Origin of the sequence: Nocardia yunnanensis (assembly GCF_003626895.1) — a bacterium.
GTDB lineage: Bacteria > Actinomycetota > Actinomycetes > Mycobacteriales > Mycobacteriaceae > Nocardia > Nocardia yunnanensis.
In genome coordinates, this window is record NZ_CP032568.1 from 5,930,297 (window position 1) to 5,951,945 (window position 21,649).

The following is a 21,649-nucleotide window of genomic DNA, read 5'->3' on the forward strand; positions in this document are numbered from 1 at the left end:
GGCCCCGCTGTCACATCGGAATCAGTGGGTGATCAACCGCCAATCGTCGGGCAGATTGTGGGCGGTCACCCGATCGCCCTCGACCGCCAGGTCGATCACCGCACCGCCCAGCCGCAGATCGGTCAGCTCCACCCGCCCCCAGCGCAGCGGCAGATGCGGCAGCACCGTCAGGCTGCGATGGGCGGCATCGGGATCCAGGCCCAGGAACGAGCGCACCAGCAGCAGCGGCGCCGCGCTCGCCCACGCCTGCGGTGAGCACGAGGTCGGGTAGGGCACCGGCGCGCCGAACCGGGAACGCGGGAAACCGCAGAACAATTCGGGCAGCCGCCCGCCGAAGGCGGCCGCCGCGTCCAGCAGCCCGTCGGCCAGCCGCGTCGCCAGCTCGAGCGCGCCGGGCAGATGCCGGTAGCGCAGCAGGCCCGCCACCGCGATCGCGGTGTCGTGCGGCCAGATCGAACCATTGTGGTAGCTCATCGGATTGTAGGCGCCCATGCTGGAAGCCAGTGTGCGCAAACCGAATCCGCTGTCCATCTCGGGCGAGGCGAGCTTGGCGATCACGATCGACGCGTGCTCGTCGCTGACGATGCCCGACCACAGGCAGTGGCCGATATTGCTGGTCAAGGCATCCAGCCGGCGCTTGTGACCGTCCAAACCGACAGCGAACCAACCCTTTTCCGGCAGCCAGAACGCCTCGGCGAACTTGGTGCGCAACTCCGCCGCCCGGTCCCGCAGGTGCCCGGCGGTGGTGGTGTCCCCGAACTCCTCGGCCAGCTCCGCGCGCGCCAGCGTGGCCGCGTACACGTAGCCCTGCACCTCGCACAGCGCGATCGGCGGTTCCGGCAGCCGCCCGGCGGCATCGTTGATGCCGTCGAAACTGTCCTTCCAGCCCTGATTGATCAGGCCGCGGTCGGTGGCGCGTCGATACTCCACGAACCCGTCGCCGTCGCGGTCGCCGTAGTCGGCGATCCAGGCCAGCGCGGCGTCGGCGGCGGGCAGCAGCGCGGTCACCGCGTCGATGTCCGCGCCCCAGCGCCGCGCCTCCGCCAGCAGCATGACGAAAAGCGGTGTGGCGTCGATGGTTCCGTAATAGGTCTCACCGCCCAGCACCTGACCGCTGGCGGGGCCGCGCCGCATCTCGTGCATGATGCGGCCCGGCTCCTCCTCGGTCATGGGATCCACCCGCAGCCCCTGCATCTCCGCCAGCTGCTGCAGGGTGCCCACCGCCAGACCGACGTCCAGCGGCAACGCCATCCACGCGGTGAGCAGCGAATCCCGCCCGAACAGCGTCATGAACCAGGGCGCGCCCGCCGCCACGAACGGCCGCCCGCCGCGCGCGTCGTCGTGAATCTGCAAGGCGCCCAGGTCGCTTTCGGTGCGTTCGAGCACCCACGACAGCTGCGCGTCCGCGGCCGTAATCTTGGTGGCGGTATCCCGCCACTGCGCGATCTTGCGGCTCGGCTCGCTGGCCTCGTAATGTTCGCCCGGCCGCAGGGGGGAGTGGATGGGCTGATTGCCCATGGTCGGCTGGCAGACGATCTCGGTCTGCCAGCTGCCGCCGGCGGGCACCACCGCCCGCCACGACAGCGAACCCGGCAGCACCACCGGCGTTTCCGACGACGACACCGCCAACCCGCGCGAGCGATCGGAGCGATCGTTGAGCAGCAGCTCCACATCCGCCACGATCACCTCGGCGCGGGCATTGCCGCCGCGGCCCTCCTTGACCGCGAACAGATCCACGAAATCCGCGTCCACGTGCAGGTGCAGGTCCACCGCGGTGGTCTCGCGTCCCAGATTCTCCACCGTGATGGTCTCGCGCAGCCCGTCGTCGACGAGCCGCTCCCGCACGATCAGCACCGTACTGTCCGCCGCGCCGGCCCTGGGCGGCCGGCGCATTATGAACCGGGCGGTGAACGCCTCCGGACTCCACACCGACAGCGGCTCCGGCCGCTGTCCGTCCAATCGCAGCTCCCACTGCGACAGCACCCGCGCGTCCCGGAAGAACAGGCCGTACGGGGTGCCGTGCTGGACGTCGCCCAGATTGTCCGAGAGGCAGAACGTGCTGCCCTCCACCAGCGTCACCGCTCCGCCCCACCCGCCCACACCGGGCTCGCCGGTATTGAGCGCGTTCGGTGTGTCACTGTTCATGCAGACCCTTTCGCCGCGGCACGCGTCGCCGCCGCGACGCCGCCTTAGAGGTAGAACCACTGTCGGACACAGGTTTACGGCCCGGCGCCAGCTCCCCTCCGGTCAAGGCGTCTGGATGCCCGGTATGCGAGGGAACGCGACCCGGCATGGTGGACGCCGTCGCGCGCCCCGGACCGGTGCCCGCCGCCCGCCCCGGCAGCGCGAGGTTCTGATGCGCGGGCGCGGCGCCCCAGGCGTGCACGGTGATCCGCCCGGCCCGGCGCGGCCGGTACTCCCGCACCACGCGCCGATAGATCTCCTCGTAGCCGCGACCCAGGGTGTCCGCGCCGAAATTCGACTCCACGTGCTTGCGCATGGCGTGCGGATCGTAGCCCTGGACTTCGGCGATGGCCGCGGGTAATTCGGCGGGATCGTCGCAGACGCGACCGGTCACGCCGTCCACGATGACCTCGGCGACCGCGCCGCCGCGCAACGCCACCACCGGCGTCCCGCACACCATCGCCTCGATCATGACCATGCCGAACGGTTCCTCCCATTGCACCGGGAACACCAGACAGCGTGCCCGCGACAGCAATTCGCGTTTGGCGGCGGCATCGGCCATGCCGAACATCTGATCGCGTTCGGTCAGCAGCGGCCGCACCGCACTCTCGAAATAGCGCAACTCGGGCGGTTCGGCGCATTTGCCCGCCAGGATCAGCGGCAGCCCCGCGGCGTGCGCGGCCTCGAGCGCCAGATGCGGCGCCTTGTCCGCGGTGAACCGGCCCAGGAACAGAGCGTAGTCGTCCTTGTCGGTGCGGAAGGGCCAGTCCTGCACGCGCAGCGCGTTGTGCACGCGGCCCACCCAGTTCAGGTCCGGGGCCAGGGATTGCTGCCGGTCGCTGATCGCCACCAGGTGCGCGTCGGGACCCAGCTCGCTGTAGTACAGGTAGGGGTCGCCGTACACGGGACCGTGCACGGTCACCACAGTCGGCACCCCGAGCTCGCGCGAGACCGGCATATTGAGCGGGCCCGCGAAGGTGTGATCGTGCACCAGATCCAGGCCCTCGGTCACCGCCAGCCGCTCGAGTGCCCGGCGGGCCTTCAAGGCGTGCACGACCTCCGGGAACGGATCGCCCAGCCGCTCGGATTGGGCCCGGTCCCACAGCGATTGGAACTCGCCCTTGGTGCCGTTGACGCCCGCGCCCAGCAGGGTCACCCGGTGTCCGCGCTCCACCAGCGCGTCCACCAGATCGGCCACCACGGCCTCGACTCCGCCGTACGCCTTGGGTGGAATGTCGAAATAGGGTGGCACCACCATCGCGATGCGCAACCGCTCGCGCTCGACCGATGGGAATTCGACTGCGGTAGTTGCCGGAACGGGCAGCGGGGATTCCGCGCTCATGACAGCCCCTCCTTCCAGGGACACGACCATCGACGCCCGGACAGCGGGACGTCGACCCGTGGCCGGACCGGAGGAGATCGGACAGCGCTGGCACCGCGAATGTCCGCGTGCCTCACCCGCGCCCGAGGTTCGGGGGCAGGGGATGAGGCCGAGCGGCATCGGCAGCACGCTCCGAGTTGAACGCCTGGTGATCGTCGCGCCGGCTGGTGCCGGGACCGGTGCACCAATGCGTGATCGGTGTGGACGACTCCAGCACCGATGATGAGGTCGCCACCGCCGGTCGTGCACGGTGACTCAGGGCCCTCGGGCACCCCGAGGCGTCGTCGCACTCGGTGGCCATATTGGGTGATTCCACAATATCGCTAGGAATCACCTGAAAAGTGCGGATCGGCATTGTTCGAAGGTTTCCGCGCACAAAGTTCGGTGCGAGGGCCGCATTTCGAGGGTTCGGACGGGCGGCTCAGGCCGCGGCATATCCCTCGCCGGCGGCGAAATCCGAGGGGATGGACCGTCCGGTTTGATCGGAAACGGCCGGGGCGGCGGCGGATTCGATCATGTCCAGCAGCAGCCAGCCGTCGGCGGTCCAGCCGCCGTGCACCTCGGTGCGCACCAGCCGGCCGCCGGGCGCGAACGGATCGTCGACGAAACCTTCTGCGTGACCGTCCAGTTCGAGCGCCAGCGCCGAACCGCCCACGTACACCCGCCCGGACCGGCCCGGCGGCACCAGCCGCAGCGACTCGTCCAGCACCAGCAGCCGCGCGCCCGGAATCGGGCGCACCCGGCCGGAACCGTCCAGCGGGCCGCGCGCGGCGACCCCCGCGTACTGCGGTGTGGTGTAGGCGAATCCGGCGCACGAGCCCGGAGCCAGCCCGCGCAGCAGCTCCGAAAGCGCTGCGGGACAGTCGTTGCCGAACACATCCCAGCGCCGCACCGAGGGCAGCGCGGGGGAGGGCAGGAAGGCCAGCCCGGCCAGGGTGGCGGCATCGGCCACCACATGGGTCGGCGCGGTCGAGGCGATGAGTTCGGCCAGCGCGGCCGCCTCGGCGCGCTGGGCGGCGGTGGCCAGGACCAGGGTCGCGCCATCGGCCAGGGCGGCCAGCAGTTCCACCGCCGCGTCCGTGGTGTCCCACCCGGTGGCCAGCAGGCGCACATCCGGCGAACCGTAGGCGCGATCGACCGAACACGCGCGCTGATCCGCGGCCACCGCGCGCCGATCGTCGGCGGCCGCGGCCACCGCGACCGGCTTCAGACCGGTGCCCGCCGGGCCCAGTTCGGCCAGCACCGCGCCGAACTCGGCAGCCGCGGCGATATCGCAGAGCAGGCGGGCCAGATCGTCGAGGGTCGGACCGGCCGCGCCGGTCACCCCGCCGTCGAGGCGTTCGTACAGTTCGGCATAGGTAAGGATGTGATCCCCGCAGCGCACCGCGGTCCGCAGCGCCGGCACCCGCCGCCCGCATTCGATGAGCATGGCCACCGACGGCACGTCATACAGTTCGACGCCGTTGGCCCATTCGTCCACGAGCCGGTGACGCTCGACGGCGGACAAGATTTCCGGCACCGCACGCTCCATCGTTCCAAACCCCCGGGTTCCAACTTAAGCAACCCTAACCTAATCGATGCAGAGCACAATAGGCCACCCCGATCGGGATCGAATCGGCGACAACCCGGCGGCCGGTCGCGGCTGTCACCCGTGACTGGGAGGATCGGGCGCATGACCACGACCGGGGACGAGGTGAGGGCGGTGGCGCTCGCACTGCCGCGCACCAAGGAACAGTTCGAATGGCAGATGCCCACCTTCCGAGTGGCGGGCAAACTGTTCCTCACGCTGCCGGAGCAGGAAACCTCCATGGCCGTCCGCTGCCCGGTCGCCGATCGCGACGAACTCGTCCAAGCCGAGCCGGACAAGTTCTGGATCGCTCCGCACGAGGCCGGCAACGCCTGGGTACGGGTCCGACTGGCGGCCCTCGACGATCAGGACGAGCTGGCGGCCATCATCACCGACTCCTGGCGTCAGGCCGCGCCCAGGGAACTCCTCGACCCAGCGTGACGCCGTTCAGCTGCCGTATTGGGTGGTTTCCGGGCGTTCGATGAGGAGGATGTGGGCGGGGTGCTCGGCTACGGGGCGGTGCTGGATGCCGGCGGGGACGGTGAAAAGGTCACCGGCGCAGAGGGTTACCGGGGGACGGTCGGCGAGTTCGAGGCGGAAGGTGCCGTCCCAGCAGAGGAAGAGTTCGTCCTCGTCGTGGTGATGCCAGGGGAACTCGCCGTGGATTTGGGCGACGCGCACGACGGAGTCGTTGACTCGGGCCAGTTCTCGTTGTTGGAAGGGGCCGGGGAGGGTGGCGAGGGCGGCGGGAATCGAGGTGGCGGTGGCGGTTTCGGTCATGGGGACAATCGTCGGCGACCGTGGGGGGCGGCGGGAGGGCCAATGCGGGACAATTGGTTCCACTATGGATCCAATCGAGGTGACCGAACGACTGGGACGCTGGTCGTCGGGGCGGGGACCGCTGTATGGGCTGCTGGCCGCGCGGCTGCGGCAGCTGATCGAGGATGGGGATCTGCCGCCGGGCGCGCTGCTGCCCCCGGAACGGGTGTTCGCGAAACAGCTGGCGGTGGGCCGCAATACGGTCATCGCCGCCTACGACCTGCTGGCCGCCGAGGAGCGCATCGTGCGACGGCGCGGCAGCGGCACCCGGGTGGCGGGCGCGATGGCCGAGACCGCCGACCACACCACCAGCGCCCCCATGTTCCTGAACCTGCTCGAACCGCACCCGGACCTGATCTCGCTGGCCTGCGCCGCCCCGGAAGCGCCCCCGGCGGTCGTCACCGCCGCCTACGCGCAGCTGGTTCCGGCGCTGGCCGCCATGACCGCCGAGATCGGTTACCACCCGGCGGGTTATCCGCCGCTGCGCGCCGCCATCGCCGAGCGCTACACCCGCCTCGGCGCGCCCACCGGACCCGAACGCATCCTCGTCACCAACGGCGGGCAGCAGGCGCTGTCGCTACTGGCGCGCGCGTTCATCCGGCCCGGCGACCGGGTGCTGGTCGAGACGCCCACGTATCCCGGTGCGCTGGAGGCGTTTCACGAGGAGGCGGCGGTGCCGGCCACGCTGCCGATCGGATTCGCGGGCTTCGAGAACGCGGTGCGCGCGCACCGTCCGGTGCTGGCCTATGCGACGCCCACCTTCCAGAACCCCACCGGCGCGGTGCTTTCCGGCCTGCGCCGTCAGCGCATCGCGGAAGTGTCTGCGGCACACGATGTTCCGCTCATCGCCGACGAGATCACCGCCGATCTCGGCTTCCCGGGCGTCGTGTCGCCGCCGCCGCTGGCCGCCGTCGCGGATGACGTGCTGTCGATCGGGTCGCTGAGCAAGAGCATCTGGGGCGGTCTGCGGGTCGGCTGGATTCGCGCCCCCGAGGCGGTGATCGCGCGGCTCACCCGGCTGCGCGCGGTGCACGATCTGGGCGGCAACCTGCCCGCGCAACTGGCCGCCACCACGCTGGTGCCGGACATCGACGCCACCCACGAGCAGCGGGCCGCACGGCTGCGTGCGGGCCACGACCTGTTGCGCGCGAAACTCGCCGTCGCGCTGCCAGATTGGGAAATCCCGGCGGTAAACGGCGGCCAGACCCTGTGGTGCCGGATGCCGCACGGCGACGGCGCCTCGTTCGCGCAGACCGCGCTGCGCCACGGCGTCGCCGTGCTCGCCGGCTCCGGTCTCGACCCGAGCGGGGACAGCGAGAACCGGGTCCGACTGCACTTCCGTCATCCGGACGCGGTGCTGGCGGAGGCGGCCGAACGACTCGCGACCGCGTGGCGGGCCTACCGCCCGCCCGCGCGCCGCCACCGCACGCCACCGCCGCTGGCCGTGTGAACGGAAAGCGGAATCGCAGGTGGCCGAATAGAATTCGCGGATCAGAAGGTGACGCGCTGATCCTCCGGCAGGAACAATTTGTCGCCATCCTTGGCCTGGAAGGTGGCGTAGAACTCGGCCTGGTTGCGGACCACCTGATTGGCGCGGAATTCGTCGGGGGAGTGGACGTCGTTGGCGATCAGGTTCTCGGTGTACTGCGAGGTCTGCTTGGAACGCCAGTTGCGGCCCCAGGATTCGAGCATGTCCTTGTAGTCGGGATCGGCGACGCCCGCGCGCTTCTGATTGATGCGGTAGGCGGCGAAAGCCATTTGCAGGCCGCGATTGTCGGCCACGTTCTCACTCAGCGTGAGCTGACCGTCCACGTGATGCGCCGGATCAAGTCCGGCGGGCACCAGGCCGTTGTACTGATCGACGATCTTCTGGGTGAGCGCGTCGAACTTGGCGCGGTCCTGCGGCGACCACCAGTCCTTCAGATTGCCGTCGGCATCGTATTTGGAGCCCTGATCGTCGAAGCCGTGGCCGATTTCGTGCCCGATGACCGCGCCGCCCGCACCGAAATTCACGGCCGCCTCGGCATTGGCATCGAAGAACGGCGGCTGCAGGAACGCCGCCGGGAAGACGATCTCATTGTTGACCGGCTGGTAGTAGGCGTTCACCGTCTGCGGCGTCATGCCCCACTCGGACTTGTCGACCGGCTTGTCGAGCTTGTCGAACATCTTCTTGGACTCGAAAACATTGGCGGCGCGCAGGGATTGGATGAGCTGACCGCGGGTGACCCTCAACCCGCTGTAGTCCTCCCACTTGTCCGGGTAGCCGATCTTCACCCCCATCTTGCCGAGCTTGACCAGCGCGGCATCCCGGGTGGGCTGCGACATCCACGGCGAATTGGTGAAGTTCTCCTTGTAGGCCGCGATCAGATCCGCAACCATGTCCAGCGCCCGCTGCTTGGCCTCGGGCGGGAAATGCTTTGCCACGTACAGCTTTCCGAGCTGCTCGCCGATCGTGGAATCCACCGTGCCGACCGCCGACTTCCACAGTTCCGGCCGCTGCTGCTGCCCGCTCATCACAGTGCCGAAGAACTCGAAGTTGGCGTCGGAGATGGCCTTCGGCAGATACCGCGCGTACTCCCGCACCACCGACAGCTTCAGATACTCCCGCCACAGCGCGATATCCACGTCGTGCCACAGCTGCCCGGCCGCGGTGACGAACGACGGCTCCCCGACGATCACCGTCGCGAACAGGCTCTTGGGTCGATCGGTATTGCCGGAAAGCCAGGGATCCCAATCGAATTGGGGCGCCAGCGCCACCATGTCGGTCCACGACATCTTGTTGTAGCTGGCCTCGGTGTTGTGCAGCTTGATGTTGTCCCAGAATCCGGCCGCGATGCGTTTCTCCAGATCCAGCACCCGCCCCGCCAGCGCGACCGGATCGGCGAAACCCGCACCGGTGGCGATCTTCTCCAGGAAGGTCCGGTATCCGGCCAGCTTGTCGGCGTATTCGGGCTTGCGATAGTACTGCTCGCCCAACCCGATTCCGGATTGCGAGACCGTGGGCACGTGCGCGGCGGAGTTCTTGCGGTCCACCGACACGCTCAACCCGATCAAACCGCCGATCGGCAGCGCGGCCATCACCTTGGCCAGCGCCGCCTTGTCGGCCGCCTGATCGATATCGGCGAACATGCCCGCCAGCGGCGTCATGCCCAGTTTCTCGAAGGTGTCGGTATCCAGGCGCGCGTCGTACAGGTCGCGGATCCGCTGTTCGGTCGTATCCGGCTTGGGATTCTGGATGCCCTCGATGATCTCCCGCAACTGCGCGGTGACCCGCTCCTGCACCTCGTCGAAGGTCCCGAACGACACCTTGTCCGCGGGCAGCTGATAGTCCGCGAGCCATTTGCCGTTGACATAGCGGAACAGGTCGTCCTGCGGCCGCACCGCCGGATCCGAACCGGACATGTCGGGCCCGGTCAGCTGCGTCGAGGCGACCGAATTCTTGGTGTCGTGCCCGCACGCCGCCAAGGTGGCGACCGCCGGCGCCAAACCCAGCGCGATCAGAAAACGACGACGGTCCAGTCCCGACGATGTCACAGGCACTACCTCTCCCCGAAGCTCGCGATTGCACGCGAGGCTACCGGGGATGGCAGCCCCGCGTCGGGTGTCGCGAACCTGGGAGTTTCGCCGGCGCAGGCTCAGAGCGTGACGCTCTGCTCCGGCGGCAGGTATTCCTTGTCGCCGTCCTTCACGTCGTAGGTGGCGTAGAACTCGGCCAGATTCCGCACCACCTGGTTACAGCGGAATTCCGCGGGCGAATGCGGGTCGTTGGCGAGCTGATTCTCCAGCGACTCGTCGGTCATCTTGGTCCGCCAGGTCCGGCCCCAGGATTCGAACATCGGCCGGTAATCGGGAGTGTCGACGCCCTTGCGCTTCTCGACCATCCGGTACGCGGCCAGCGAGATCTCCAGCCCGCGCAGATCCGCCAGATTCTCCCCGACGGTGAGCTCCCCGTTCACGTGCTGATCCGCCGGCAGCCCCGCCGGCACCAGCTGGTTGTACTGGTCGATGAGCTGCTGTGTCTTCTGCTGGAACGCAGCTTTGTCCGCGGGCGTCCACCAATCCTTCAGATTGCCGTCGGCGTCGTATTTGGCACCCTGATCGTCGAAACCGTGCCCGATCTCGTGGCCGATGACCGCACCGCCCGCACCGTAGTTGACGGCCGGTTCGGCGTCCGGGTCGAAGAACGGCGGCTGCAGGAACGCCGCCGGGAACACGATCTCGTTGCCGCTGGGGTTGTAGTAGGCGTTCACCGTCTGCGGCGGCATACCCCACTCCGACTTGTCCACCGGCGTCCCCAGCCGATCGAACATCCGCTTGGCCTCGAAAGCATCGGAGGCGCGCAGGGATTCGACGAGTTTGCCGCGGGTGACGGTGAGCTTGGAGTAGTCCTCCCACTTGTCGGGATACCCGATCTTGGCGTTGATCTTGCCTAGTTTCACGATGGCGGCCTCCCGGGTGGGCGGCGACATCCAGGTCGAATTCGTGAAGTTGTCCTTGTAGGCTGCGCGCAGATCATCCACCATCTCCAGCGCGCGCTGCTTGGCCTCGGGCGGGAAATGCTTGTCCACGTACAGTTTTCCGAGCGCCTCGCCCACGGTGCCGTTGACGGTCGACACCGCGGCCTTCCACAGCTCCGGCCGCTGCTTCAGGCCCGACATCTCCTTGCCGAAGAAATCGAAGTTCGGGTCGGCGATGGCCTTGGGCAGATACGTCGCGAACGTGCGCACCAGACCCAGCTTCAAATACTCACGCCAGGCGGCGATATCGACCTCGGCCCACAACTGGGCGGCGCCGGTCACGAACGACGGCTCACCGACGTCGATCTTGTCGAAGAGATTCTTGGGGCGATCGGTGGTACCGGAAAGCCAAGGATCCCAATCGAATTGCGGTCCCAGCGCGACCAGCTCGGTCCAGGTCTTCAGGTTGTAGGTGGCATCGGTGTCGCGCAGTTTGACGTTGTCCCAATGGAATCCGGCTATGCGCGCCTCGAGATCCACCACCCGGTTCGCCAGCGCGGTGGGGTCGGGGAACCCGGCGCCGGCGGCGATGCGCTGCATGTAGGTCCGGTAGGCGGTGAACTTGTCGGCGTACTTCGGGTCGCGGTAGTACTGCTGATCCAACCCGAGCCCCGCCTGCGACACCGACGGCAGATGGGCATTGGAATCCTTCGGGTCGGGCCCCACGCCGATCCCGATCAGCCCGACGCCGGGCAGCCCGCCCATCACCTTCGCGAGATCCGGCTTGGGGGCCGCCTTGTCGATCTCATCGAACAGATCCTGCAGCGGCGTCATACCGAGCCGCTCGATCGCGTCCTTGTCCATCCGGCCGTCGTACAGATCGCGGATCTTCTGCTCGTTCGAGCCGGACTTGGGATTGTGAATCCCTTCGATAATGTCCTCGAGCTGCTGCTCGACTCGCTCCTGCACCTCGTCGAAAGTGCCGAAGGAGACCTTGTCCGGCGGCAGCTGATACTCGTCGAGCCACTTGCCGTTGACGAAGCGGTACAGGTCGTCCTGCGGCCGGATCGCCGGATTCGACCCGGCCATGTCCGGCCCGATGAGCTGCTTGGGTTTGTCGGTCTTGTTGCACGCGGCCAGCGCGGCGGCGGTGGGCACCAGGCCCAGCGCGATCAGGAACTTGCGGCGATCGAGAGCGAGGCGCTCGGACGTCAACGCGAATCTCCTCTACCGGATAATCGGATAGCTGCGACATTGCTCGCGCCGACGCTAGTGGAGCCGCCTGAGGAAGCCCTGAATCCACGCCCGTGGCCTGATCGGCCGCCCCGATTTGGGTCCGACCTGGGACTTGGCTACTATGGACCGGTTGCCTGCGGGAGCTCTGCCCGCACTTCGGCCGCGAACCCACAGTGGTTGATCTCCAGTTTGGTGGAAAACCGCTGGCAGGCGTGCGTTTGAAGGGCAACTGACCATGCCCGTCGGGTCGGCAATCCGGCGTGCATTTCGTCCAGGTCTAGGAGGAGCTGAAGTGATTCAGCAGGAGTCGCGACTGCGCGTCGCCGACAACACGGGTGCGAAGGAAATCCTCTGCATCCGCGTGCTCGGTGGCTCGTCGCGTCGCTATGCCGGCATCGGCGACATCATCGTCGCCACTGTCAAGGACGCCATCCCGGGTGGCAACGTCAAGAAGGGCGAGGTCGTCAAGGCCGTCGTCGTGCGCACCGTCAAGGAGCGCCGTCGTCCGGACGGGTCCTACATCAAGTTCGACGAGAACGCCGCGGTGCTCATCAAGGCGGACAACGATCCGCGTGGCACCCGCATCTTCGGCCCGGTCGGCCGTGAGCTGCGTGAGAAGCGCTTCATGAAGATCGTCTCGCTCGCCCCGGAGGTGCTGTAACCATGAAGGTGCACAAGGGCGACACGGTCATCGTCATCTCGGGCAAGGACAAGGGCGCCAAGGGCAAGGTCATTCAGGCCTACCCGGCGACCGGCAAGGTCCTCGTCGAGGGCGTGAACCGCATCAAGAAGCACGTCGCGAACTCCGCGAACCAGCGTGGCGCCAGCTCGGGCGGCATCGTCACTCAGGAAGCGCCGATCCAGGCCTCCAACGTGATGGTCGTCGACTCCGACGGCAAGCCGACCCGCGTGGGCTTCCGCACCGATGAGAACGGCAAGCGGGTCCGCATCTCCCGTCGCAACGGGAAGGACATCTGAGATGACTTCTACCGAGAACAAGGTTCAGCCCCGTCTGAAGACTCGCTACCGCGAGGAAATCAAGCCGGCCCTGAACAACGAGTTCAACTACGCCAACGTGATGCAGATCCCCGGCGTGGTGAAGGTCGTCGTGAACATGGGTGTCGGCGACGCCGCCCGCGACGCGAAGCTGATCAACGGTGCGGTCGCCGACCTCACCCTGATCACCGGCCAGAAGCCCGAGATCCGCAAGGCCACCAAGTCCATCGCGCAGTTCAAGCTGCGTGAGGGCATGCCGATCGGCGCGAAGGTCACCCTGCGCGGCGACCGCATGTGGGAGTTCCTGGATCGCCTGATCTCCATCGCGCTGCCGCGTATCCGCGACTTCCGCGGCCTGTCGCCCAAGCAGTTCGACGGCCACGGCAACTACACCTTCGGTCTCTCCGAGCAGTCCATGTTCCACGAGATCGACGTCGACAAGATCGACCGTCCGCGTGGTATGGACATCACCGTGGTGACCACGGCCACCAACAACGAAGAAGGCCGTGCCCTGCTCAAGCACCTCGGCTTCCCGTTCAAGGAGAACTGATCCATGGCTAAGAAGGCTCTGATCAACAAGGCCAACGCGAAGCCGAAGTTCGCCGTGCGTGCCTACACCCGCTGCCAGCGCTGCGGCCGCCCCCACGCGGTCTACCGCAAGTTCGGCCTCTGCCGCGTGTGCCTGCGCGAAATGGCCCACCGCGGCGAACTCCCGGGCGTCCACAAGTCGTCCTGGTGACTTACCGGTCCTCGTGACCGCGTAATACCGAACCCGAAGGCCCCCACCGAGACCCGTCCCGGTGGGGGCCTTCGGCGTGCTAGCCGATCTGCATCCAGAGCCACCAGCCGAGGTAGAGCTGATCGAAGGTGTCGCCCGAAACCTCTACCAGCATAGTTTGCTTGTCGAGCTCCAAGCCCTGGTAGGTGGCCAGGGCATACGGGGTGGACGGGGAACTGGCGCGCAGGAGCGCCATTGAGCTGCTCGGTGTTTCGGCGATGTGACGGCGGTGCTGGCCACCGGGACGTTGCTCTTGGCGAGCTGAGGGTCCCCGCCCTCCATCGGCCGGGCGATGACGACCATATCCCCGTGATCGATCGACTCGATGATCTTCGCTTTCAGCTCGTCCCCTCGCCAAATGCCTTGCCTCACAGCCAACTCACAGGATAAATCGGACATTAGCGAACTCGGCAAGCTCGCGGCAACAACACTCGCGTATCGATCGACTTCGGCGAGGGGGCTCGCGAGCCCTTACGTTCGCCGAGGCGATGGCGGCGATGATCAAGTCTGTCTTGCGGGGTTTCGGGCTTCGGCCGGATGCGACAATGACTTTCGCCATCGAGGTGAACCGGCGGGCGGACGCGGTGCAGAACAGCAACGCGTCGAAGCCGTGCTCGATCGCCGGTAGCCGCTCCTAAACCCGAAGGCCCCCACCGAGTTTCGACTCGGCGGGGGCCTTTCGCATGCCTCCGTCCGGAGGCCGCGGCCATTCCGGTCCGTCGGGCTGGATATCGCGTATATTCGAGCTAGCTATTCTGTATATAGGAGGTGGTCCCCATGTCCAAGCTGCTGATCGAGGTTGACGACGAAGCGCTCGCGGAGGCGCAGCGTCTGCTGGGTACAACCACGAAGAAGGACACGGTGAACGCGGCCCTGATCGAAGTCGCGAAGCGAATCAAGCGCGCCAAGGCGCTGGCGGAGCTAGTCGAGATGGCGGAACGGGGTGACTTCGACTACCTGCGGGACAAACGGGGGTACCGTCGATGATCGAGTTCTTGATCGATACCTCTGCCGCCGGTCGTTTGCTGCTCGACCCTTCGGTTCGCAAGGCATGGGAGGAACCGCTCGATGCGGGGTTGATCGCCCTCTGCGATGCGGTCGAACTCGAGTTGCTGTACGGAGCTCAGTCTCTGGCCGATCGTCTTCGCAAGAAGGACCTCTTCGATGGATTGTTCGGCTGGGCGGTCACGCCAGATGACGTCTGGGTGCGAGCCCATAGGACGCAGCAACTGCTTACGGAGCATGGGCAGCACCGCAGTGCCGGCCTTCCCGACCTCGTCATCGCAGCGACCGCCGCGGCCAACAATCTGACGGTTCTCCACTACGACCACGACTTCGAGACGGTCGCTCGCGTAACCGGTCAGCCAACCCAATGGATTTCGGCCCCGGGATCCATCTCGTGACCGCGTCATGACTACCGCAGTTTCGGGTTGGTCGATTGGTCGTGGCCGCACGGGCACGCTACGGTGACCAATCGTCCGAAATGGGTTGTTACGGGGAGGGTTCCGGATGCGTTGGGCGGTTGCGGTTTCCGCGGTGTTGTTGGCGTTGTTCACGAGCGGATGCGGGCTGATCGGGGGATCCTCGGGCGGCGTGCAGGCCGGGGATTGCCTGAAGAAGACGGGCGAGGACGGGTTCGACAAGGTGTCGTGCTCCGGGGCGGATGCCGGATTCGTGGTGCTCGATCGGGCGGGAAGCGGGCAGGCGCACGAGCGGTGCGTGGATGTCGCCGGGACCGAGTACGTCTACACCGACAAGGGCAAGGGCTCGGTCTGCGTGGGCATCAAGGGCGCCGATCCCGCGCACGCCGCGAACGCGGCCCAGAAGGGCGACTGCCTCACCGACACCGCCGGCAACAATCCGCTGAAGGCCGACTGCGCCGACCACACCGCCGTCTACCGCGTCCTCGATCGCCTCGACACCACCGAGTTCATGCCCGACGCCGCCTGCAAGAAGGTCTCCGGCACCCAGACCACCTACAGCTACATCCTCAAGGCCAAGAAGGGCATCGGCGCCTTCGGCACCGGCATCGTATTCTGTTTGATCGCAAAGGGTTCCGACCCGGCCCGCACCATCGACAACGCCAAGATCGGTGACTGCCTGAAGAAGTCCGGCGCCGACGACGTCGAGATCACCGCCTGCTCGAGCCCCGACGCCGAATACAAGATCCTGAGCTCCCAGCTCGACACCTCGCTGTGCGACCGGGTGTCCGGTTCCATCGCCACCTACTCGTATCAGCAGCCCGGCGAGATCATGCCCAAGGCGTTCTGCCTCGGCTCCGCGCACTGATCCGCCAAGCGTTCACCGCTGTGACCTGGGCCTCGATTTGGTGGCTGATCAGGGGTTGTCTACACTAGACCGGTTGCTCGGGCACAGCTGTGTCCATTCGCGCCTCGCGCGGGTGGCGTTGCTCCGGGCGCAAGTGCTCAATCCGGTCGGGCAACCCCGGCTGGACCGCCCCTATTTGTCGTAGGCCCACGACCGCCCTTTGACGGTGCTGAATGGGAACCGCGGCGAGAGAGGTAACGGTCGAACATGACCATGACCGATCCCATCGCAGACTTCTTGACTCGTCTGCGCAACGCCAACTCGGCGTACCACGATCAGGTGAAGGCTCCGCACTCGAAGCTCAAGGTGAACATCGCCGAGATCCTCAAGCGCGAGGGCTACATCGCCGACTACCGCATCGAAGATGCGCAGGTCGGCAAGAACCTGATCGTCGACCTGAAGTACGGCCCCTCGCGTGAGCGCTCCCTCCAGGGCGTCCGCCGCGTGTCGAAGCCGGGTCTGCGGGTTTACGCGAAGTCCACCAACCTGCCCAAGGTGCTCGGCGGCCTCGGCGTGGCGATTATCTCCACGTCCTCCGGTCTGCTCACTGACCGTCAGGCCAAGCAGCAGGGCGTGGGCGGCGAAGTCCTCGCCTACGTCTGGTAAGGGAGGTAGGAACAATGTCGCGTATCGGTAAGAAGCCGATTCCGGTTCCCGCCGGCGTCGAGGTGACCATCGACGGCCAGAACGTGACGGTCAAGGGTTCCAAGGGGACCCTGTCGCACGTGGTCGCCGAGCCGATCACCGTCGTCAAGGCGGAGTCCGGTGAACTCGAGGTCGTTCGTCCGAACGACGAGCGTCAGAACCGTTCGCTGCACGGCCTGACCCGCACCCTGATCAGCAACATGATCGAGGGTGTCACCAAGGGCTACGAGAAGAAGATGGAAATCTTCGGCGTCGGTTACCGCGTCGCCGCCAAGGGCTCGAACCTCGAGTTCGCCCTGGGCTACAGCCACCCGGTTCCGGTCGACGCTCCCGAGGGCATCACCTTCGCGGTGGAGTCCCCGACCAAGTTCTCGGTGTCCGGCATCGACAAGCAGAAGGTCGGCCAGATCGCCGCGGTGATCCACGGCCTGCGTAAGCCCGACCCGTACAAGGGCAAGGGCATCCGCTACGCCGGCGAGGTCGTTCGCCGCAAGGTCGGAAAGACGGGTAAGTAAGCCATGGCACAAACCGAAAAGCAGAAGGCCGCTCGCAAGCCGATCGGCAAGGACGTTTCGACCGCGCGCCGCCTGTCCAAGACGCGCCGTCACTTCCGTCTGCGCAAGAAGGTCGTCGGCACCACCGAGCGTCCGCGCCTGGTGGTCAACCGCTCCTCGCGTCACCTGCACGCCCAGCTGATCGACGATTCGGCCGGCAAGACCATTGCCGCCGCGTCGACCATCGAGGCCGATGTGCGCGCGTTCGAGGGCGACAAGTCCGCCAAGGGCGCCAAGGTCGGCGAGCTCATCGCCGCCCGCGCCAAGGCCGCCGGCGTCGAGGCGGTCGTGTTCGACCGTGGTGGTCACGACTACCACGGCCGTATCGCGGCCCTCGCCGATGCCGCCCGTGAAGGTGGGCTGAAGTTCTGATGATCAACACTGCGAACGAAGGGAACGTCTGATGCCGGGACGTCAGCGGCGCGACGGCGGAAACAACGGTCCCGCCGGACAGAACAGCGGTGGTAACGACCGCGATCAGCGTGGTGGCGGCCGTGGCCGTCGCGACGACAATCGTCGGGACAATGCCGCCGAGAAGAACCAACTCGAGCGTGTCGTCGCGATCAACCGCGTCTCCAAGGTCGTGAAGGGTGGTCGTCGCTTCAGCTTCACCGCCCTCGTGATCGTCGGTGACGGCAACGGTCTGGTCGGCGTCGGCTACGGCAAGGCCAAGGAAGTTCCCGCGGCCATCCAGAAGGGTGTCGAAGAGGCTCGCAAGAACTTCTTCCGCGTTCCGATGATCGGCTCCACGGTCACCCACCCGGTTCAGGGTGAGGCCGCGGCCGGTGTCGTCATGCTGCGTCCGGCTTCGCCCGGTACCGGTGTGATCGCCGGTGGCGCCTGCCGTGCCGTGCTGGAATGCGCCGGCATCCATGATGTTCTGGCCAAGTCGCTCGGTAGCGACAACGCCATCAACGTCGTGCACGCCACGGTTGCGGCTCTCAAGATGCTGCAGCGTCCCGAAGAGGTCGCGGCTCGCCGTGGCCTGCCCATCGAGGACGTGGCTCCCGCAGGCATGCTGCGTGCGCGCGCGGGACAGGGAGTCTAGACATGGCACAGCTGAAAGTGACCCAGGTCAAGTCCAGCATCGGCGCCAAGGCGAATCAGCGGGAGTCGCTGCGCACCCTCGGGCTGCGCGGCATCCGGCAGACCACGGTGCGTGAGGACAACGCGCAGAACCGCGGCTTGATCAACGTCGTGCGCCACCTCGTTGTTGTAGAGGAGGTCCAAGCATGACCATCAAGTTGCATCACCTGCGTCCTGCCCCCGGCGCCAAGACCGAGAAGACCCGCGTGGGTCGCGGTGAGGGTTCCAAGGGCAAGACCGCGGGCCGCGGTACCAAGGGTACGAAGGCTCGCAAGAACGTCCCGGTCCGCTTCGAGGGCGGTCAGATGCCGATTCACATGCGTCTGCCCAAGCTCAAGGGCTTCACCAACCCGTTCCGCACCGAGTACCAGGTCGTGAACGTCGGTGACATCGCCCGCGTGTTCCCCGAGGGCGGCACCATCGGCAAGGCCGAACTGGTCGCCAAGGGTCTCGTTCGCAAGAACGAGCTCGTGAAGGTGCTCGCCGAGGGCGAAATCGCTGTGGCCGTGCAGGTTTCGGCGGACAAGTTCTCCGGCTCCGCCAAGGAGAAGATCGTCGCGGCCGGTGGCACCGCCACCGAACTGGGCTGATCTTTTCCAGCGACCTGCAAGCAGTCGCTACGGAATCGGTAACCTGAAGTAGCAATGGCACCGGGCGAGTCGCGAGCTCGCCCGGTGTCGCTGTTAAAGTTCAAGTGTTGTCTGCCAACACCGTCATGGTTCTCGGCGTAATCATCGCTGAATCCGTGGCCTGACCTATGTCGTTAGCCAGGAGGATCTGTGCTTTCCGCCTTCGTGTCGGCTTTCCGGACCCCGGACTTACGGCGGAAGATTCTCTTCACGCTGGGACTGATCGCGCTCTACCGGCTCGGTGCGTCGCTGCCCTCGCCGGGCGTCAGTTACAAGAACGTTCAAGAGTGCGTCAACATCGTCAACGGCGGTGATTCCGCCGGTATCTACCAGCTCATCAACCTCTTCTCGGGTGGTGCGCTGTTGCAGCTGTCGGTGTTCGCGATCGGCATCATGCCGTACATCACGGCGAGCATCATCATCCAGCTGCTGACGGTCGTCATTCCGCGGTTCGAGGAGCTGCGCAAAGAGGGCCAAGCGGGTCAGAACAAGATGACCCAGTACACGCGCTATCTGTCCATCGCCCTGGCGATTCTGCAGTCGACCGGTCTGGTCGCGCTCGCCTCGCGTGGTCAATTGCTGCGTGGCTGCACCAAACCCATTCTCGATGACACCTCGATCTTCGGCATGATCATCATCGTGTTGGTCATGACCGCCGGCGCCGCCCTGGTCATGTGGTTCGGCGAGCAGATCACCGAGCGCGGTGTCGGTAACGGCATGTCGCTGTTGATCTTCGCGGGTATCGCCGCGCGAATCCCGGCGCAGGGCAAGCAGATCTACGACAGCCGCGGCCTGATGACCACCATCCTGGTCGGCGTCGCCGCCTTCGTCGTGATCATCGGTGTCATCTTCGTCGAGCAGGGCCAGCGCCGGATTCCGGTCCAGTACGCCAAGCGTGTGGTCGGCCGCAAGATGTACGGCGGATCGTCGACGTATCTGCCGCTGAAGGTGAATCAGGCGGGCGTCATCCCGGTCATCTTCGCGTCCTCGCTGCTGTATCTGCCGAACCTGTTGGCGCAGTTGACCCAGAAGAGTTCCGGCAACCCCGCCAAGTGGCAGGAGTTGATCCAGAAGTACCTGGTAAACCCGACGAACCCGGCCTATGTGACGATCTACTTCGCGTTGATCGTGTTCTTCACCTACTTCTATGTCGCGATCACCTTCAATCCGGAGGAGCGCGCGGACGAGATGAAGAAGTTCGGCGGCTTCATCCCGGGCTATCGTCCCGGCAAGCCGACCGCCGATTACCTGAACTACGTGCTGAGCCGGATCACCCTGCCCGGTTCGCTGTACCTCGGCGCCGTTGCTGTGCTGCCGAACCTGTTGCTGGGTATCGGTTCCGGAGGCGGCGGCATGTCCAGCCTGCCGTTCGGCGGTACCTCGGTGCTGATCATTGTGAGCGTCGGCCTCGATACCGTGAAACAGATCGAGAGCCAGTTGATGAACCGAAACTACGAAGGGTTCTTGAAGTGAGACTCGTACTGCTCGGACCGCCCGGTGCCGGTAAGGGCACCCAGGCCGAACTGTTGTCGGAAAAGCTCGGTGTTCCGCACATCTCCACGGGTGCCCTGTTTCGCACGAACATCAGCCAGCAGACCCCGCTGGGCCGGGAGGCGCAGCAGTACCTCGACGCCGGCAATCTGGTGCCCTCGGACGTGACCAACCGCATGGTCGAGGCGCGCATCGCCGAACCGGACGCCGCCAACGGGTTCATCCTGGACGGCTACCCGCGCACCGTGGATCAGGCCGAGGCGCTGGAGAAGATGCTCAAGGAGTCGGGCAAGGAGCTCGACGCCGTGCTGTCGTTCGTGGTCGACGAGGACGTGGTGGTCGAGCGCATGCTGGCCCGCGGCCGCGGCGACGACACCGAAGAGGTCATCCGCAACCGCATGCGCGTCTACCGCGAGGAGACCGAGCCGCTGCTCGAGCACTACGACGGTTCCGTCGTGTCGGTCGAGGGCGTCGGCGAGATCGACGAGGTCAACGCGCGTGCGCTGAAGGCCCTGGGCCGTTAATGGTCTTCGGCCGCAAGAGCAAGCGGGTGGTGCCCTTCCGCACCGCCGGTGAACTGGACGCCATGGCGGCGGCCGGCGCCATCGTCGGCCGTGCGCTGGTGGCGGTGCGCGCCGCCGCCAAGCCCGGGGTCTCGACCCTGGAGCTGGACGAGGTGGCCGAGTCGGTGATTCGTGAGGCCGGGGCGATTCCGTCGTTCAAGGGCTACCACGGTTTCCCGGGCTCGATCTGTTCGTCGGTGAACGACCGTGTGGTGCACGGCATTCCGTCCAAGGACGATGTGCTGGTCGAGGGCGACCTGGTCTCCATCGACTGCGGCGCGATTCTCGAAGGCTGGCACGGCGATTCGGCGTGGACCTTCGGTGTCGGCACCATCATCGAGGCCGATCGCCTGCTGTCGGAGGCCACCCGCCTGTCGATGGAGGCGGGCATCGCCGCCATGCTGCCCGGCAATCGCCTCACCGACGTCTCGCACGCCATCGAGCAGGGCACCTACGCCGCCGAGAAGCTGCACGACCGCAAGTACGGCATCGTCTCCGGCTATGGCGGCCACGCCATCGGCCGCGAAATGCACATGGACCCTTTCCTTCCCAACGAGGGCGCTCCCGGCAAGGGGCCCGAACTGCGTGTCGGTTCGGTGCTGGCCATCGAGCCGATGCTCACCCTGGGCACCACGGAAACCCATGAGCTGGACGACAATTGGACCGTCGTCACCGATGACGGGTCCCGCGCCGCGCATTGGGAGCACACGGTGGCCGTCACCGAAGACGGCCCGCGCATCCTGACGCTGCGCCCGGAATAGCCTTCCGCGCAATCGATCATGCCCACCCCGGCCAGCCGGGGTGGGCATGAGTCGTTTCCCGGGGCTGCGAGCAACGAGTCGCCGATCGGGTCGACGCCTGCACGAACTGCTCGCCCGGCCCCGGAACTCAAGGGCAGAAGTGACCATCGTACCCACATTGCTACCCTGGTAGCA

At 66.5% G+C, this 21,649-nt stretch carries 25 protein-coding genes; 18 read left to right on the forward strand and 7 right to left on the reverse strand.

Features of this window, described 5'->3' with window-relative positions; genetic code table 11:
- Positions 1-21: 21 nt before the first annotated feature.
- From D7D52_RS28055 to D7D52_RS28065, 3 genes are all read right to left on the reverse strand, one after another.
- Positions 22-2,145 (reverse strand): amylo-alpha-1,6-glucosidase, encoded by a 2,124-nt coding sequence (locus tag D7D52_RS28055; protein ID WP_120741119.1) that lies wholly within the window; start codon positions 2,143-2,145, stop codon positions 22-24.
- Complete coding sequence (locus D7D52_RS28060) at positions 2,135-3,442, reverse strand: glycosyltransferase family 4 protein (protein ID WP_120744526.1); 1,308 nt, start codon at positions 3,440-3,442, stop codon at positions 2,135-2,137. Before D7D52_RS28060 ends, D7D52_RS28055 begins: the two co-directional genes overlap by 11 nt.
- A 544-nt stretch (positions 3,443-3,986) precedes the next feature.
- On the reverse strand, positions 3,987-5,084 hold the full coding sequence (locus D7D52_RS28065; protein ID WP_162958600.1) for an AMP-binding protein: 1,098 nt from the start codon (positions 5,082-5,084) through the stop codon (positions 3,987-3,989).
- Positions 5,085-5,237: 153 nt separating this feature from the next.
- Between D7D52_RS28065 and D7D52_RS28070 the strand changes: the two genes are divergently transcribed.
- Complete coding sequence (locus D7D52_RS28070; RefSeq protein ID WP_120741123.1) at positions 5,238-5,573, forward strand: MmcQ/YjbR family DNA-binding protein; 336 nt, start codon at positions 5,238-5,240, stop codon at positions 5,571-5,573.
- Positions 5,574-5,579: 6 nt separating this feature from the next.
- On the opposite strand, the gene D7D52_RS28075 is transcribed toward D7D52_RS28070, so the two are convergent.
- Positions 5,580-5,912: a cupin domain-containing protein gene (locus tag D7D52_RS28075; protein ID WP_120741125.1), complete on the reverse strand. Its 333-nt coding sequence runs from the start codon at positions 5,910-5,912 to the stop codon at positions 5,580-5,582.
- A 64-nt stretch (positions 5,913-5,976) separates the two neighbouring features.
- On the opposite strand from D7D52_RS28075, the gene D7D52_RS28080 reads away from it, so the two are divergent.
- On the forward strand, positions 5,977-7,401 hold the full coding sequence (locus D7D52_RS28080) for an aminotransferase-like domain-containing protein (RefSeq protein ID WP_120741127.1): 1,425 nt from the start codon (positions 5,977-5,979) through the stop codon (positions 7,399-7,401).
- Between the two features lie 41 nt (positions 7,402-7,442).
- Here D7D52_RS28080 and D7D52_RS28085 read toward each other — a convergent pair whose 3' ends face one another.
- Positions 7,443-9,485, reverse strand: coding sequence for a M13 family metallopeptidase (locus D7D52_RS28085; protein WP_120741129.1), 2,043 nt, complete (start codon positions 9,483-9,485; stop codon positions 7,443-7,445).
- A 101-nt stretch (positions 9,486-9,586) separates the two neighbouring features.
- Positions 9,587-11,623 carry a M13 family metallopeptidase gene (locus D7D52_RS28090; RefSeq protein WP_120741131.1) on the reverse strand — a complete coding sequence of 679 codons (2,037 nt, stop codon included), beginning with the start codon at positions 11,621-11,623 and terminating at the stop codon, positions 9,587-9,589.
- A 313-nt stretch (positions 11,624-11,936) separates the two neighbouring features.
- Between D7D52_RS28090 and rplN the strand changes: the two genes are divergently transcribed.
- Genes rplN through D7D52_RS28110 form a run of 4 tightly spaced genes read left to right on the forward strand, consistent with a single transcriptional unit; the run spans position 11,937 to position 13,379 of the window.
- Entirely contained in the window at positions 11,937-12,305 is a 369-nt protein-coding gene (gene rplN, locus D7D52_RS28095) for a 50S ribosomal protein L14 (RefSeq protein WP_033090674.1), read from the forward strand.
- Between the two features lie 2 nt (positions 12,306-12,307).
- Positions 12,308-12,622, forward strand: a complete 315-nt coding sequence (gene rplX, locus D7D52_RS28100; protein WP_033090673.1) for a 50S ribosomal protein L24 — start codon at positions 12,308-12,310, stop codon at positions 12,620-12,622.
- Between the two features lies 1 nt (position 12,623).
- The gene (gene rplE, locus D7D52_RS28105; protein WP_120741133.1) at positions 12,624-13,190 is read left to right on the forward strand and encodes a 50S ribosomal protein L5; all 567 of its coding nucleotides are present in this window, start codon (positions 12,624-12,626) and stop codon (positions 13,188-13,190) included.
- 3 nt (positions 13,191-13,193) lie between these two features.
- Complete coding sequence (locus D7D52_RS28110; protein ID WP_029923637.1) at positions 13,194-13,379, forward strand: type Z 30S ribosomal protein S14; 186 nt, start codon at positions 13,194-13,196, stop codon at positions 13,377-13,379.
- Between the two features lie 79 nt (positions 13,380-13,458).
- On the opposite strand, the gene D7D52_RS38090 is transcribed toward D7D52_RS28110, so the two are convergent.
- Positions 13,459-13,614, reverse strand: a complete 156-nt coding sequence (locus tag D7D52_RS38090) for a hypothetical protein (protein ID WP_162958601.1) — start codon at positions 13,612-13,614, stop codon at positions 13,459-13,461.
- Positions 13,615-14,195: 581 nt separating this feature from the next.
- Here D7D52_RS38090 and D7D52_RS28115 point away from each other — a divergent pair.
- The 12 genes from D7D52_RS28115 (at position 14,196) to map (ending at position 21,475) form a co-directional block, all read left to right on the forward strand.
- Entirely contained in the window at positions 14,196-14,405 is a 210-nt protein-coding gene (locus D7D52_RS28115; RefSeq protein WP_120741135.1) for a type II toxin-antitoxin system VapB family antitoxin, read from the forward strand.
- Entirely contained in the window at positions 14,402-14,821 is a 420-nt protein-coding gene (locus tag D7D52_RS28120) for a PIN domain nuclease (RefSeq protein ID WP_120741137.1), read from the forward strand. The genes D7D52_RS28115 and D7D52_RS28120 overlap by 4 nt, the downstream gene beginning before the upstream one ends.
- A 106-nt stretch (positions 14,822-14,927) precedes the next feature.
- Positions 14,928-15,707, forward strand: a complete 780-nt coding sequence (locus tag D7D52_RS28125; protein WP_120741139.1) for an LppU/SCO3897 family protein — start codon at positions 14,928-14,930, stop codon at positions 15,705-15,707.
- Positions 15,708-15,953: 246 nt separating this feature from the next.
- Positions 15,954-16,352 (forward strand): 30S ribosomal protein S8, encoded by a 399-nt coding sequence (gene rpsH, locus D7D52_RS28130; RefSeq protein ID WP_033087354.1) that lies wholly within the window; start codon positions 15,954-15,956, stop codon positions 16,350-16,352.
- 14 nt (positions 16,353-16,366) lie between these two features.
- Positions 16,367-16,906: a 50S ribosomal protein L6 gene (rplF, locus tag D7D52_RS28135; protein ID WP_120741141.1), complete on the forward strand. Its 540-nt coding sequence runs from the start codon at positions 16,367-16,369 to the stop codon at positions 16,904-16,906.
- A 3-nt stretch (positions 16,907-16,909) separates the two neighbouring features.
- Entirely contained in the window at positions 16,910-17,317 is a 408-nt protein-coding gene (gene rplR, locus D7D52_RS28140; RefSeq protein WP_120741143.1) for a 50S ribosomal protein L18, read from the forward strand.
- Between the two features lie 31 nt (positions 17,318-17,348).
- Entirely contained in the window at positions 17,349-17,993 is a 645-nt protein-coding gene (gene rpsE, locus D7D52_RS28145) for a 30S ribosomal protein S5 (RefSeq protein WP_120741145.1), read from the forward strand.
- 2 nt (positions 17,994-17,995) lie between these two features.
- Positions 17,996-18,181 carry a 50S ribosomal protein L30 gene (gene rpmD, locus D7D52_RS28150; protein WP_120741147.1) on the forward strand — a complete coding sequence of 62 codons (186 nt, stop codon included), beginning with the start codon at positions 17,996-17,998 and terminating at the stop codon, positions 18,179-18,181.
- A complete protein-coding gene (gene rplO / locus D7D52_RS28155) occupies positions 18,178-18,621 on the forward strand; it encodes a 50S ribosomal protein L15 (protein ID WP_120741149.1) in 444 nt (147 codons plus the stop codon). Before rpmD ends, rplO begins: the two co-directional genes overlap by 4 nt.
- Before the next feature lie 189 nt (positions 18,622-18,810).
- Complete coding sequence (gene secY, locus D7D52_RS28160; protein WP_120741151.1) at positions 18,811-20,133, forward strand: preprotein translocase subunit SecY; 1,323 nt, start codon at positions 18,811-18,813, stop codon at positions 20,131-20,133.
- Positions 20,130-20,675, forward strand: coding sequence for an adenylate kinase (locus tag D7D52_RS28165; protein WP_120741153.1), 546 nt, complete (start codon positions 20,130-20,132; stop codon positions 20,673-20,675). The genes secY and D7D52_RS28165 overlap by 4 nt, the downstream gene beginning before the upstream one ends.
- The gene (gene map, locus D7D52_RS28170; RefSeq protein ID WP_120741155.1) at positions 20,675-21,475 is read left to right on the forward strand and encodes a type I methionyl aminopeptidase; all 801 of its coding nucleotides are present in this window, start codon (positions 20,675-20,677) and stop codon (positions 21,473-21,475) included. The genes D7D52_RS28165 and map overlap by 1 nt, the downstream gene beginning before the upstream one ends.
- The last annotated feature ends 174 nt before the right edge of the window (positions 21,476-21,649 follow it).